11 protein-coding genes are annotated in these 12,961 nt (G+C 72.7%); 7 read left to right on the top strand and 4 right to left on the bottom strand.

The window, feature by feature from the left end:
* Positions 1-92: 92 nt before the first annotated feature.
* Positions 93-524: an Lrp/AsnC family transcriptional regulator gene (locus tag DSM26151_RS09865; protein ID WP_234659386.1), complete on the top strand. Its 432-nt coding sequence runs from the start codon at positions 93-95 to the stop codon at positions 522-524.
* A gap of 49 nt (positions 525-573) precedes the next feature.
* Here DSM26151_RS09865 and DSM26151_RS09860 read toward each other — a convergent pair whose 3' ends face one another.
* Positions 574-3,252, bottom strand: a complete 2,679-nt coding sequence (locus tag DSM26151_RS09860) for a penicillin acylase family protein (protein WP_234659385.1) — start codon at positions 3,250-3,252, stop codon at positions 574-576.
* A 113-nt stretch (positions 3,253-3,365) separates the two neighbouring features.
* Positions 3,366-4,325 carry a 2,3,4,5-tetrahydropyridine-2,6-dicarboxylate N-succinyltransferase gene (dapD, locus tag DSM26151_RS09855; protein WP_234659384.1) on the bottom strand — a complete coding sequence of 320 codons (960 nt, stop codon included), beginning with the start codon at positions 4,323-4,325 and terminating at the stop codon, positions 3,366-3,368.
* 307 nt (positions 4,326-4,632) lie between these two features.
* On the opposite strand from dapD, the gene dapE reads away from it, so the two are divergent.
* From dapE to DSM26151_RS09840, 3 genes are all read left to right on the top strand, one after another.
* A complete protein-coding gene (gene dapE / locus DSM26151_RS09850) occupies positions 4,633-5,736 on the top strand; it encodes a succinyl-diaminopimelate desuccinylase (protein WP_234659383.1) in 1,104 nt (367 codons plus the stop codon).
* Positions 5,691-6,941, top strand: a complete 1,251-nt coding sequence (locus DSM26151_RS09845; protein ID WP_234659382.1) for a hypothetical protein — start codon at positions 5,691-5,693, stop codon at positions 6,939-6,941. The genes dapE and DSM26151_RS09845 overlap by 46 nt, the downstream gene beginning before the upstream one ends.
* Positions 6,942-7,055: 114 nt before the next feature.
* Positions 7,056-7,229: a DUF3117 domain-containing protein gene (locus tag DSM26151_RS09840; protein ID WP_019179788.1), complete on the top strand. Its 174-nt coding sequence runs from the start codon at positions 7,056-7,058 to the stop codon at positions 7,227-7,229.
* Here the strand turns inward: DSM26151_RS09840 and DSM26151_RS09835 are convergent, their stop codons facing one another.
* Positions 7,230-7,862: an O-methyltransferase gene (locus tag DSM26151_RS09835; protein WP_234659381.1), complete on the bottom strand. Its 633-nt coding sequence runs from the start codon at positions 7,860-7,862 to the stop codon at positions 7,230-7,232.
* Positions 7,863-7,953: 91 nt separating this feature from the next.
* On the opposite strand from DSM26151_RS09835, the gene DSM26151_RS09830 reads away from it, so the two are divergent.
* Positions 7,954-8,343 (top strand): twin-arginine translocase TatA/TatE family subunit, encoded by a 390-nt coding sequence (locus tag DSM26151_RS09830; RefSeq protein ID WP_234659380.1) that lies wholly within the window; start codon positions 7,954-7,956, stop codon positions 8,341-8,343.
* A gap of 52 nt (positions 8,344-8,395) precedes the next feature.
* Here the strand turns inward: DSM26151_RS09830 and DSM26151_RS09825 are convergent, their stop codons facing one another.
* The gene (locus DSM26151_RS09825; protein ID WP_234659379.1) at positions 8,396-9,961 is read right to left on the bottom strand and encodes a succinic semialdehyde dehydrogenase; all 1,566 of its coding nucleotides are present in this window, start codon (positions 9,959-9,961) and stop codon (positions 8,396-8,398) included.
* 92 nt (positions 9,962-10,053) lie between these two features.
* Here DSM26151_RS09825 and DSM26151_RS09820 point away from each other — a divergent pair, with 92 nt between their 5' ends.
* Together DSM26151_RS09820 and DSM26151_RS09815 are read left to right on the top strand one after the other, a co-directional pair.
* Positions 10,054-11,424, top strand: a complete 1,371-nt coding sequence (locus tag DSM26151_RS09820; protein ID WP_234659378.1) for an MFS transporter — start codon at positions 10,054-10,056, stop codon at positions 11,422-11,424.
* Entirely contained in the window at positions 11,421-12,953 is a 1,533-nt protein-coding gene (locus tag DSM26151_RS09815) for a pyridoxal phosphate-dependent decarboxylase family protein (protein WP_234659377.1), read from the top strand. The genes DSM26151_RS09820 and DSM26151_RS09815 overlap by 4 nt, the downstream gene beginning before the upstream one ends.
* Positions 12,954-12,961: the final 8 nt, after the last annotated feature.

The following is a 12,961-nucleotide window of genomic DNA, read 5'->3' as shown; positions in this document are numbered from 1 at the left end:
ACGATCCGTCGATATGCAACAGCAACGACCGTCCTGCTCACGGATCGTCGGCTGAGTACGCAGATTGCGCACATCCGGATTACGATGTGCGCATGGACCAGCTCGATGAACTCGATCGGCGACTGCTCGCCCTGCTTCGCGGGGACGGGCGGGCGCCCGTCGCCGAGCTCGCGCGCCGGCTGGGCGTGGCCCGGGCGACCGTCACGGGCCGCATCGACCGGCTCGTGGCATCCGGCATCATCATCGGGTTCTCGGTGCGCGTGCGCGACGAACTCGACCCGCTCGCGATCCACGCCGTGTCGTTCATCGAGGTCGAGGGGCGCACGACCGACGACGTGATCCGGCGCCTGCGCGGCTTCCCCGAGATCATCGCGCTGCACACCACGAACGGCGGTTGGGACCTCGTCGCCGAACTGCGCACGGCGACGCTGGGGGAGTTCGACGGCGTGCTCGGTCGCATCCGCTCGATCGACGGCGTCGTCAACAGCGAGACGAGCCTGCTGCTGAGTTCGGTGCTGCGCTAGGTGCGGCCGGCGCCGCGCGGGCGCCGCGCGCGGGCGCGCCCGCCGCGGCTCAGTCGCCCGGCGTGAGCACGAGCGCGTCGACCGCCGCATCCTGGACGGCCTCGCGGGTGAACGCCCACGGCAGCGCCTCGCCCCGCTGCCACAGCGGCGCCTGGTCGTCGTAGTGCGGGTGGAACGCGTGCCCCGACGCCCCGGTCAGGTTGACCCACGTCGAGTCGTCGAAGTCCGCGAGGTCGACGACCATGCGCATCGACGGCACCCAGTTCACCCCGTAGCCCTCCGTGGCATCCCAGCCGTTGGCGTTCACGATCGCCGATCCGCCGCCGGTCTCGTAGGGGCCCCGGTTGAACAGCCACTCGATCGGACCGATGCCCGACGTGCCGAAGGTCTGGTTCGTGAGGGTCAACGTGTGCAGACGACCCCAGCGCCAGTCGGCCGGGTCGTCGCCCATGAGCGCGGATGCCTCGGCCCACGCCGCCTCGAGCGAGGCGGCGAGCACGGCGTCGCGCCCGGTCGCGCCCGACTCGGCATCGGACCACCACGGGTCCCCGGGGGTGCCGAGGAGGGTTCCGACGACCGAGAACCACCGGTCGCCGCCGACGGGCTGAGCTTCGTCGGGGAGGCCGTCGAACATGCGGTCGAGCAGGGTCTTCCAGAACACGGCGAAGTACGCGGCCTCGGCGCTGTCGGCGTCGGCCGCGGCATCCCATTCGGCGAGGAGGGCCGCGCCGCGCCCGGCGTCGCCGTCGAGCTCGAGCCCGGCGATGACGGGGAGGAACGTCTCGGCGTTCGCGTCGCGCGTGTCGAGTTGCACGTCGGCCATCTCGGCCGCGGTGATCGGCTCGCCCGCGGCGACGAGTTCGGCGAGGCGCCGCTCGATGCCCTCCGCGCGGTAGCCGAGGTCCCAGTCCTGGGTCAGCATCGGGCCGTTCTGCGAGACGGCGTTGTTCGCGGTCACGAGGTAGCCGCGTTCGGGGTTCTGCACCGACGGCAGGTCGGCGAACGGCACCCAGCCCGTCCAGCCGTTCGCGCTCGTCCAGCCGGGCAGCGGCACCGTGCCGTCGCCGGTCGCGCGCACCGGGATGAGCCCCGGCGCCTGGTAGCCGATGTTGCCGTCGACGTCGGCGTAGACGAGGTTCTGCGCGGGCACGTCGAACCGCTCGGCCGCTGCGCGGAACTCCTCCCAGTCGCTCGCACGGTCGAGGTCGAAGATCGCCTGCGCGGTGCGGCCGGGTTGCAGGGCGGTCCACTGCAGCGAGACGGCGAGCTCGGCGTCGGGGCCGACGCCGGCGTCGGCGGCGGTTTCGGCGGCCTCGGACTCGGCGCGGCCGTAGCCGTCGGCGACATCGGCGAATCCTGCGCCGACGTCGGAGACGATCGGGCCGCGCTCGGTCGAGCGGACCGTGATCGTGACCGGCTCGCCGCCCGCGACCTCGATGACCTCCTCGCGGAGGGTCAGCGGCACGGCCGCGCCGTCGAGTTCGTAGGCGTCGCCGGCGACGCGTTCGACGTAGAGATCGGCCACGTCGGGCCCGAGGTTCGTGAAGCCCCAGGCGATGCGGTCGTTGTGGCCGATGACGATGCCGGGCAGGCCCGCGAAGCCGTAGCCGGCCACGTCGAACGTGCACGCCGCCGACGGCTGCGTGCAGTGCAGGCCCATCTGCACCCAGATGGAGGGCATGGCGGGCCCGAGGTGCGGGTCGTTGGCGAGCAGCGGCAGGCCGGTCTCGGTGAGGGCGCCCGAGACGACCCACGAGTTCGACCCGAGGTCGCCGCCCTCGGGGCCCATGAGTTCGGGGATCGCGTCGATGCGCGCGGCGAGGTCGCCGAGCAGGTCGGCGGCGTCGGCCGCGGCGGTCGTGTCGACTCCGGCGTTCAGATCGGCCGGATCGCCGGTCGAGGCGTCCGTGTCGGATGCCGCCGCGGCATCCGCTTCACCCGCTCGCTCGCTCTGCGCGCCGCCGTCGAGAGTGCGGATGTCGAGGGCCGCGGGCGCCGCAGGCGGCGGGCCGCCGACGATGGTCGGCTTCGACGACCACGGGAAGTCGGGGTGCAGGGCGGCGACCTGTTCGTCCGACAGCCCGGACCCGAGCAGCACGGCGCGGTCGAGCTCGTCGCCGAGGTTCGACCTGAGGTCCCACGCCATCGCCTTGAGCCACGCGATCGAGTCGACCGGCGACCACGGCTCGGGCTCGTACCCGGGGTTCTGGAGCGCGAGCACCGCGTACTCGAGGGAGAGCTCGGCGCCGCTGCGCTCGGCGAGGTAGGCGTTGACGCCGTCGGCGTACGCGTCGTACAGGGTGCGCGCGTCGGCGTCGAGCGCCTCGTACTCCTGCTCGGCGATGCCGCGCCAGTTCAGGGTGCGGATGAACGCGTCGGTCGCGACCTGCGACTCGCCGAAGAGCTCCGCGACGCGGCCGGCGGTCACGTGCCGGCGGAAGTCCATCTCCCAGAAGCGGTCCTGCGCGTGCACGTAGCCCTGCGCGAACAGCAGGTCGTGGTCGGTTTCGGCGACGAGCTGCGGGATGCCGGCGTCGTCGCGGTACACGGTCACGCTCGCCTGGAGCCCGGGCACCGCGATGCGGCCCGATTCGGTGGGGAAGGAGCGCTGGATCGTCCACCAGCCGTAGCCGACGGCTGCCGCGCCGAGCACGAGCACGCTCGCGAGCAGGACGACGAGCACCTTGGCCCAGCCGCGTCGTCGGGTCCTCGGCGCGTCGGTTCCCACGTCACTCCTTCGTGTCGGCGCATGCGTCGGGCCGCGCTCCCGCGGCCCCGGGAGAACACCCTACCCCGCGGCATCCGCTCTGAACGGATGCCACGGGGCAGGGGCAGGACGGATCAGGCGTGCAGTGCGGTGTTCAGGGCGACGCCCTCGCCCGAACGCGAGAGCACCTCGACGCGGCCGTCGAGGGAGTTGCGTCGGAACAGCAGGTTCGGAACGCCGGAGAGTTCGACGGCCTTCAGCACGCGGTCGCGTTCGCCGGCGGCGCCGCGGACGACGACCTTGGTGCCCGCCGTGACGTAGAGCCCGGCCTCGACGATGGAGTCGTCGCCGATCGAGATGCCGATGCCGGCGTTCGCGCCGAGCAGTGCGCGCTCACCGATCGACACGCGTTGCGTGCCGCCGCCCGAGAGGGTGCCCATGATCGATGCGCCGCCGCCGATGTCGCTGCCCTCGCCGACGACGACGCCCTGCGAGATGCGGCCCTCGACCATGGAGGCGCCGAGCGTTCCGGCGTTGAAGTTCACGAACCCCTCGTGCATGACCGTCGTGCCCGGCGCGAGGTGCGCGCCGAGGCGCACGCGCGACGCGTCGGCGATGCGCACCCGCTCGGGGATCACGTAGTCGAGCAGGCGCGGGAACTTGTCGAGCCCGGTGACGTGGATGCCGGCGCGCAACAGCGTGGGCCGCAACCGGTCGAGGTCGTCGGGGTGCACGGGGCCCGCGTTGGTCCAGGCGACATTCGGCAGATGACCGAACACGCCGTCGAGGTTGATGCCGTTCGGCGCGACGAGCAGGTGCGAGAGCAGGTGCAGGCGCAGGTACGCATCCGACGTGCTCGCGGGTGCCTCGTCGAGCCGGATCGCGACGCGCACGACCTCGACGCGCACGCCGCGGCGCTCGTCGGGGCCGACCGCGCCGGTCGGCGGCTCCCACGCGGGCTCGTCGGCGGCGGGCTCGCCGAGCCGCGGCGACGGGAACCAGGTGTCGAGGACCGTGCCGTCGGCGGCGATCGTGGCGAGGCCGTCGCCCCAGGCGGTTGCGGGCGCGGTCGTGTTCGGCGAGTCAGCGGGCATGGTTCAAGGGTACCGAGGCGCGGGATGCCGCCCGCACCGACCCCGACCCGTTCCGATACATGCCGACCGGTGCCGACCGGTTCCGACCGGTGCCGACCGGCTTCGACCGGTGCCGACCGGTGCCGACCCGTGCCGACCGGCTTCGCGATTCAGGACGATCTCCTGTGTGGTCGGCGTGTCGCGTGTCGACACGCCGGCAGCGAGCACGAACGTCCTGAATCGCGGGAGGAGGGGAGGGTGGGAGGGAGGGGGAGGGAGGGAGGGAGGGAGGGAGGGCGTGGCATCCGCCCCTCGTAGACTTCAGGGCATGGCTGAACCCGACCGGCCCGTGCCCGCCCTCGACCTGTCCGCCGACGCGGTCGCGATCACGCAGGCGATCTGCGATGTTCCGAGCGTGTCGGGGGAGGAGCGGGCGCTCGCCGACCTCGTCGTCGAGTCGCTCGCGGGCGCGGCGCACCTCGAGATCGTGCGCGACGGCGACACGGTGATCGCGCGCACGAACCTCGGGCGCGACCGGCGGGTCGTGATCGCCGGGCATCTCGACACCGTGCCGATCAACGGCAACGTGCCGACGCGGTTCATCGAAGAAGACGGCCGCCGCGTGCTGTGGGGGCGCGGCACGGTCGACATGAAGGCCGGCGTCGCCGTGCAGCTCAAACTCGCGCGCGAACTCGCCGAACCCGTCGTCGACGTGACCTGGATGTGGTACGACCACGAAGAGGTCGCGGCCGACCTGAACGGGCTCGGCCGCGTGCTGCGCACGCGCCCCGACCTGTTCGCGGGCGACTTCGCGATCCTCGGCGAACCGTCGAACGGCCAGGTCGAGGGGGGATGCAACGGCACCCTCCGGGTCGAACTGCGCGCGACCGGTCGCCGCGCGCACTCCGCGCGCAGCTGGGTGGGCGAGAACGCGATCCACAAGCTCGCGCCCGCGCTCGAACGGCTCGCCGCGTTCGAGGCCGAGACCGTGCGCGTCGACGGGCTCGACTACCGCGAGGGGCTCAACGCCGTGTTCGTGCACGGCGGCGTCGCCGGCAACGTCATCCCCGACGACGCCGTGCTCACCCTCAACTACCGCTTCGCGCCCAGCCGGTCGGTCGCCGAGGCGACCGAGTACGTGCGGGCGCTGTTCCCCGAGTACGAACTGACCGTGACGGATGCCTCTGAAGGCGCGCGTCCAGGGCTCGACGACCCGCTCGCGCAGGAGTTCGTTCGCGCGGTCGGCGCCGAGGCGCGACCGAAGTACGGGTGGACCGATGTCGCGCGCTTCAGCGCGCTCGGCATCCCCGCCGTGAACTTCGGGCCCGGCGACCCGCTGCTCGCCCATGCCGACGACGAACGCGTCGCCTGCGACGAGATCCTCGCGTGCGAACGCGCGCTGCGCTCGTGGCTCACGGGCGGCTCGCACTGACCGGGCGCCCGACGCGCCGGTCGCGCTGGTCGCCGCGCGTGCGCTGGCGCGTGCTGCCGTGGTGGGCGCGCGTCACCCTGATCTACGCCGCGGCGCGCGCGATCACCACCGTGTTCGTGCTGGTCATGGCGCAGGGGCAGGCGGCGAACGCGTGGACCGGCGCGAAGCCCGGCTACTTCGCATATGCCAACCTGTGGGATGCCAGGTGGTACGCGTGGATCGCCGTCGGCGGCTACCCGAGCGATCTGCCGATCGACGACAACGGGCACGTCGCCGAGAACGCATGGGCGTTCCTGCCCGCGTTCCCCGCGATCGTGCGCGTCTTCACGACCGCGGGGCTGCCCTGGGATGTCGCGTCGGTGCTCGTCGCACTCGCAGCAGGGCTCGGCGCGGCACTCGTGTTCCACCGCCTCATGACGAGGTTCCTCGAACCCGACCAGGCGATGTTCGCCGTCGTGCTGTTCTGCGTCGCACCCGTCGCGCCCATCATGCAGTTCGGGTACGCCGAATCGCTCGGCTTCCTCTGGCTCGCGATCGCGCTGCTCCTACTCGTCGACCGGCGCTACGTGTGGCTCCTGCCCGTCCTCGCCGTCTGGGCGTTCACCCGCCCCGGCGCGCTCGCGTTCGCCCTCACGCTCGGGTTGCACTGGATCGTGCGGTGGTTCACGCGTGAACGCGATCCGTTCCCCGCTCGTGAGCAGGTCGTCGTGGCATCCGTCGCCGTCTTCGCCGGCCTCGTCGGCCTCGCCTGGCCCGTCGTCGCCTGGGCCGTGACCGGAAGCCCGACCGCATACCTCGACACCGAACTGGCCTGGCGCGCGCCCTACATCGGCTACGTCGAACTCGCCCCGCTCACGCCCTGGTTCCAGTCCGGCGACTGGTGGCTCGGCCAGCCGATGGGGACCATCGCACCCATCGCGCTCGTCGTCGGGTTCGCAGTCTTCCTCTTCACACCGTGGGTCAAGCGGCTCGGGGTCGACCTGCGCCTCTGGTGCGCGAGCTACGCGCTCTACCTGTTCGCCGTGTTCTTCCCGCAGTCGAGCACGTTCCGGCTGCTGGCGCCCCTGTTCCCGCTCGCGGGCGCCCTGGCCGTTCCGCGCTCGCCGTGGTGGCGGGGCGGTCTCGTGGTCGCCTCGCTCGCGCTGCAGGTCGGGTGGTTGCTCATCGGCTGGCGCATCGACGGATACGACTGGACACCGCCGTGATCCGCAGACGAGCCTCCACGATCCGTAGACGATCCTCCACAACGAGGGCTCGGGTGTCCGGTACGAGCCCCCGATGCGGGATAATGGAGATTCAGCCACGAAAGGGGTAGCTCAATGGCGGCTATGAAGCCACGCACTGGAGACGGACCGATGGAGGCTGTGAAGGAGGGGCGGCTCATCATCGTGCGCGTACCCCTCGAGGGTGGCGGTCGACTCGTCGTCTCGGTGAACGACGCCGAGGCCAAGGAGCTCTACGACGTCCTCGGCGGCGTCGTCAACGCGGCCTAGTCAGGCGCCCAGCTTCACGATCTGCAGCAGCCCGTCCCCGGCCGGCGAGATGGCGGTGACCACCGCCGACGAACCCGCGAGTTCCGAGATGAGCCCGCGGAACGCCGACGCAACGTCGTCTCGCCGTGCCGGGTCGGCCACCCGCCCCTTCCACAGAGCACGCGCCACCAGCACGCTCCCGCCGGGCTTGGCGAGCCGGAGGCCGTGCTCGACGTACTCGATGACCGACGCGGCATCCGCATCGACGACCACCACGTCGTACGAGCGCTCGTTCATGCGCGGCAGCACCTCGCCCGCCCTGCCCGCGATCAGGCGCACGCGCGCCGCGGCGATGCCCGCATCCGCGAAGTGCTCGCGCGCGTGCTGCTGGTACTCGGTCTCGGTGTCGATCGAGGTCAGGTGCGCCGACCGCGCAGCCTGGAGCATCCACAGCCCCGAGACGCCGACGCCAGTGCCGACCTCGATGATCGCGCGAGCGTCGCACGCTGCCGCGACCACCGCGAGCTGCGCCCCGACCGCGGGCGAGATCGGCTCGATCCCGAGCTCGAGCGACTGCAGACGAGCCCGGGCGATCGACTCGGACTCGACGACGGCTTCATCGACGTACTTCCAGTTCAGGTCGTGCTCGGACACGTGGCGGCTCCCGGTGAATCTGTCAACCCCTGAAGCCTAGGGGGCGATCACGTGGTCGGCGCGCGGCTCGCCGCCGACTATCCTTGTGCGCATGGGCGGCCTGACCTTCGACAAACTCCTCATCATCGGGGTGATCGCCGTCTTCCTGCTCGGGCCCGAGCGCCTGCCCCACTACGCCGCGCAACTCGGCCGCTTCGTCCGCAACATGCGCGACATGGCCAACGGCGCGAAGGACCGCGTGCGCGAGGAGATGGGCTCCGACTTCGACGACGTCGACTGGCGCAAGCTCGACCCGCGCCAGTACGACCCGCGCCGGATCATCCGCGAGGCGCTGACCGAGGTCGACCCGTTCGCCGAACCCGCCAAGCCCGTCGTCGCCCGCGCCGCGGTCAACGAGAACTCGGCGTACCTGCAGCGCAAGCGCAAGCTGCAGACGGTAGCGGCCGGCGAGCCCGCGCCGTTCGACTCCGAAGCGACCTGAGCCAAGCGACCTGAGCGAAGCGACCTGAGGCCGCCTCCGCTCGGCGGCGCGCCTACGCGCGGCGGATGCCGCGGAACACGCGCTGCAACAGCGCCATGAGCGGGATCATCGTGCGGTACTCGCGCCCCGTGTGCGGGAGCGGGATGATGCGGGTGTTCACCGAGACCGTGACCGGGTCGGCGAACCGCAGCAGGCCCTCGCGGCCGTTGCGCCGCCCGAGGCCCGAGGACTTCACGCCGCCCATCGGGGCATCCACCGAGCTGAAGCTGCCCCGGTAGCCCTCGTTCACGTTCACGCTGCCGGCCTCGAGCAGGTCCGCCACGCGCAGCGCGTGCCGGGTCGACCCCGACAGCACCGACGCGTTCAACCCGTACTCCGAGTCGTTCGCGGCGAAGACCGCCTCGAGCTCGTCGTCGAACACCTGCAGCGAGGCGATCGCCCCGAACGTCTCCTCGTCGAGCACCCGCATCCCGGGCGTCACGCCCGCGAGGATCGTGGGTTCGAACGCCCACGGCCCCACGTCCGGTCGGGGCCTGCCGCCGACGAGCACCTCCGCGCCCTGCGCGAGCGCGTCGTCGAGGTGCCCGGTGATCCGAGCGAGCTGCGCCGCGCTCGCGAGGCTTCCGTAGTCGGCCTCGTGGTCGAGGCCCGACCCGATCCGCGGATCGGTCAGGCGTGCGACGAGCGCAGCCGTGAACGCCTCGGCGACGGTGCGGTGCACGTAGATGCGCTCGATCGACACGCACAGCTGGCCCATCGACGAGAAGCACGCGTGCGCGGCATCCGCTGCCGCCTGCTCGACGTCGACGTCGTCGAGCACGATGAGCGCGTTCTTGCCGCCGAGTTCCAGCGACGCGCCGACCAGGCGCCGCCCCGCCTTCTCGGCGATGCGGCGGCCGGTCGCGGTCGAACCGGTGAAGCAGATGTAGTCGACCTCGTCGGTGAGCGCTTCGCCGACCTCGCCGGGCTCGCCGGCGACGACCGCCCACAGCGCCTCGGGCACGCCTGCGTCGATGAACGCGCGGCGCAGCGCGAGCACCGAGAGCGCGCCCTGGTCGTCGGCCTTCTGCACGACCGCGCAGCCCGCGGCGAGGGCCGGCACGACATCCATGGCGGCCAGGCTGATCGCGTAGTTCCAGGGCGTGACGACCCCGACCACGCCCTTCGACTTGTACTTCACGCGCGTCGAGAGCGCGACCGGGATGCCCGAGCGTCGCACGCCGCCGCGCAGCACCGACCGGGCCTTGAGCGCGTTCCAACGCGTCACCGAGAGCGCCTGGAAGACCTCCTCGAACGCCTGCCCGCGGGTCTTGCCGCTCTCGAGCTGCGTGAGGTCGAGCAGGTCCTCGCGGCGCTCCAGGATCAGGTCGAACGCGCGCAGCAGCACGCGCCGGCGTTCGGCGAATCCGACGCGAGCCCACGCGACCTGCGCGAGGCGCGCGCGGGAGACCGCGTCGCGGACGTCGTCCGCGCTCGAACGGGGCAGGTCGACGAGCGTCTCGCCCGTCGAGGGGGTCGGCACCGCGAACGTGCGGCCCGTGGTCGCGACGAGATCGCCGAGCAGGGCTTCGGCGGCGCGGACGGACGGGACCTGGGGGAGGGTGTCGGCATCGGTCACGCGGCCAGTCTAGGACGGGCGTCCCAGATCCCGCCGGGTCCGCGCGTCTTCGCGTGCGGACGGGGTCGTCCGGTCTGGGTATGCTTCCACGCATGACTGCACCGGAGCGACGTCTCTCGCGCAGCGTCGTCTCCAGGTATGCGATCGGCTCGATCGGCACCGGCGGGTTCGCGACGCTGCCCGGACTCGTCCTCGTCTTCTACCTGACCGACACCCTCGGCGTCACCGCACTCCTCGCCGGGCTCGTCGTGACCGCCGCGAAGGTCTGGGACGTGATCATCGACCCGTGGATCGGCGAGCGCAGCGACGCCGCGCTCGCGCGGACGGGGACGCGCCGCACCTGGATGCGCGTCGGCGCCATCGCCCTCCCGATCGCGTTCGTGGTCACGTTCGCCGCGCCGGCGGGGGCCGGGCCGGTCGCGGCCGGGGTTTGGGTGCTCGTGGCGTTCCTCGCCACGGCGACGGCGTTCAGCCTCTTCCAGGTGCCCTACATCGCACTGCCCGCCGAACTCACCGACGACTACGACGCACGCACCCGGCTGCTGACGTGGCGCGTGGTCGTGCTCAGCGTCGCCATCCTGCTGTTCGGCGCGGGCGGGCCGATGCTGCGACGCACGGGCGGCGACGACGAAGCGCTCGGCTACCTCGTCATGGCGATCGTCGCAGGCCTGGTCATCGGCCTCGGCATGCTCGTCGCCACGACGATCGCGCCCGCCGGCGTGCCGCGCGCCGAGCGTGCGCGGCGCAGCATCGCGGCGGGGTACGCCGAGGGCCTCGCCGCGCTGCGGCGCAGCCGACCGTTCCGCCTGCTGCTCGCGGCCTTCCTCCTGCAGGGGCTCGCGACGGGCGCGATGCTCGCGGGCGCGAACTACGTCGCCGTGTGGGTGATGCGCTCCGACGACGCGCTCACCTTCCTGTTCGTCGCCCTGATCGGCCCCGCCATCCTGTGCGCGCCCCTCTGGGGGCGACTCGCCCAGCGCATCGGCAAGGAACGCTCGTTCGTGCTCGCGAGCGCGGTGTTCGCCGTCGCCGCGGCGGCGCTCGTCGGCATGCTGTGGGCGCCGGGCGCGTGGGTCTACGGCCCCGTGGCCCTCGCGGGCGCGGCGTACGCGGGCATGCAGTCGCTGCCCATGGCGATGCTTCCCGACGTCATCGCGCACGACGCCCGCGTGTCGGGGCCGGGCCTCGCGGGCAGCTTCGGCGGCGTGTGGACGGCCGGCGAGACCACGGGCATGGCGTTCGGCGCGACGTTGCTGACCATCGTGCTCGCGGCGACCGGCTACCTCGAATCCGTCGGCGCCGCCGAGGTCGTCCAGCCCGACGCCGCGGTCGCCGGGATCGCGCTCAGCTTCAGCGTGCTGCCCGCCGTGATCGTCGCACTCAGCATCATCCCGATCCTCCGCTACCCGTTGCGCCGAGCCGACATCGACGCCCCCGCCCAGACCCGGGAGGTCGCCCCATGACCGACTTCGAACGACAGCCCGACGACGTGCTCGCCGAGCTCGTCGCACTGCGCGAGGCCGACGCGCCGACGCACGGCGGGCGGGTGCTCTCGTACGTGTACGACTCGGGGCTCGCCGAACTCGACGACCTCGCCGCGCGCGCCGCGCGCCTCGTGCAGCCGGTGAACGGGCTCGACCCCACCACGTTCACCTCGGTCGCCGCGATGGAGTCCGACGTCGTCGGCTTCGCCCGGCGCATCTTCCACGGCGATGCGTCCGGCGCCGTCGCGCCCGCCGACGAGGTCGTCGGCTCCGTCACGAGCGGTGGCACGGAGAGCTGCATGCTCGCGGTCAAGACCGCACGCGACGTGTGGCGTGCGGCGAACCCCGACGACGAGCGGATGCCGCGGCTGCTCGCCCCGACGACGGTGCACGCCGCATTCCACAAGGCAGCACAGGCGTTCGGCCTCGGCCTCGACCTGGTGCCGGTCGACCCCGAGACCGGCGCGCCGGCCGTCGCGGACGTCGCGGCACGCCTCGACGCGGATGTCGCGCTGGTCGTGCTGAGCGCCCCGTCGTACCCGTTCGCGACGCTCGACCCGGTCGCCGAGGTCGCCGCGATCACCTCCCGGCACGGCATCGCCCTGCACGTCGACGCCTGCATCGGCGGGTTCGCACTGGCCTTCCAGGAGGGCCTGCCCGACTGGGATCTCGCGGTGCCCGGCGTCACGAGCCTGTCGGCCGACCTGCACAAGTACGGTTACGCGCCGAAGGGCGTCTCCGTGCTCCTGCAGCGCGGACGCGACCGGCAGCGCCGCCAGTACTTCGCCACCACCGGCTGGCCCGGCTACCCCGTGGTCAACCCCACGCTCGCCGGATCCAAGCCCGCCGGCCCCCTCGCCGCGGCCTGGGCCATCGTGCAGGTGCTCGGCGAGCCCGGGTTCGTGCGGCTCACCGCACGCGCGACCGAGGCGACGCGCGCAGTGCGCGAGGCCGTCGACGCGATCGAGGGCCTGCGGGTCGTGGGCGACCCGGTCGGCCCGCTGTTCGCGGTGCGCGCCGACGAGCGTGTTCCCGCGGAGCGTCGCGTCGACCCCCACCACTGGGCGGATGCGGCGCGTGCGAGCGGATGGCACCTGCAACTGCAGCCCGGAATGGTGCAGGCCGACGGCCGGGTCCTGGCGCGGACGGCGCACCTGACGGTGACGCCCGTGACCGACTCGGTCGTCGGCGAACTCGTGCCGGCGCTCGTCGCGGCCGCCGACGCCGTGCGCGGCGTGCCCGCGGTCGACGGTGCGGAGCTCGTCTCGGGGCTCGCGGCGTCCCTCCCGGGCGGTACGGCGGGGCTCGCCGCGGCATCCGCAGGGCTCGACTCCGACACCGCGGCGGGACTCCTCGGCGCGTTCGGCCTGCTCGGCGGCGAGGGCGCGGGCGGGGCACTGCCCGACCGGCTGGCTCCCGTGCTCGCGCTCGTCGAGGCGCTGCCGGGGCGCCTCACCGAGCGGCTGCTCGTCGAACTGCTGGCGCGCGTCGTCGAACCGCGAGGCTAGGCGCGCCG

The organism is Agromyces marinus (assembly GCF_021442325.1).
Lineage (GTDB): Bacteria > Actinomycetota > Actinomycetes > Actinomycetales > Microbacteriaceae > Agromyces > Agromyces marinus.
The sequence above is the reverse complement of the archived record's forward strand: the minus strand, read 5'-3'. Positions and strand labels throughout refer to the sequence as shown.

Bases quoted from the DNA above. Each gene is read 5' to 3' on its own strand.
- DSM26151_RS09865 (WP_234659386.1), top strand. From the start codon at position 93: ATGGACCAGCTCGATGAACTCGATCGGCGACTGCTCGCCCTGCTTCGC.
- dapD (WP_234659384.1), bottom strand. From the start codon at position 4,325: ATGCCCGCTGACTCGCCGAACACGACCGCGCCCGCAACCGCCTGGGGC.
- dapE (WP_234659383.1), top strand. From the start codon at position 4,633: ATGGCTGAACCCGACCGGCCCGTGCCCGCCCTCGACCTGTCCGCCGAC.
- DSM26151_RS09840 (WP_019179788.1), top strand. From the start codon at position 7,056: ATGGCGGCTATGAAGCCACGCACTGGAGACGGACCGATGGAGGCTGTG.
- DSM26151_RS09830 (WP_234659380.1), top strand. From the start codon at position 7,954: ATGGGCGGCCTGACCTTCGACAAACTCCTCATCATCGGGGTGATCGCC.
- DSM26151_RS09820 (WP_234659378.1), top strand. From the start codon at position 10,054: ATGACTGCACCGGAGCGACGTCTCTCGCGCAGCGTCGTCTCCAGGTAT.
- DSM26151_RS09815 (WP_234659377.1), top strand. From the start codon at position 11,421: ATGACCGACTTCGAACGACAGCCCGACGACGTGCTCGCCGAGCTCGTC.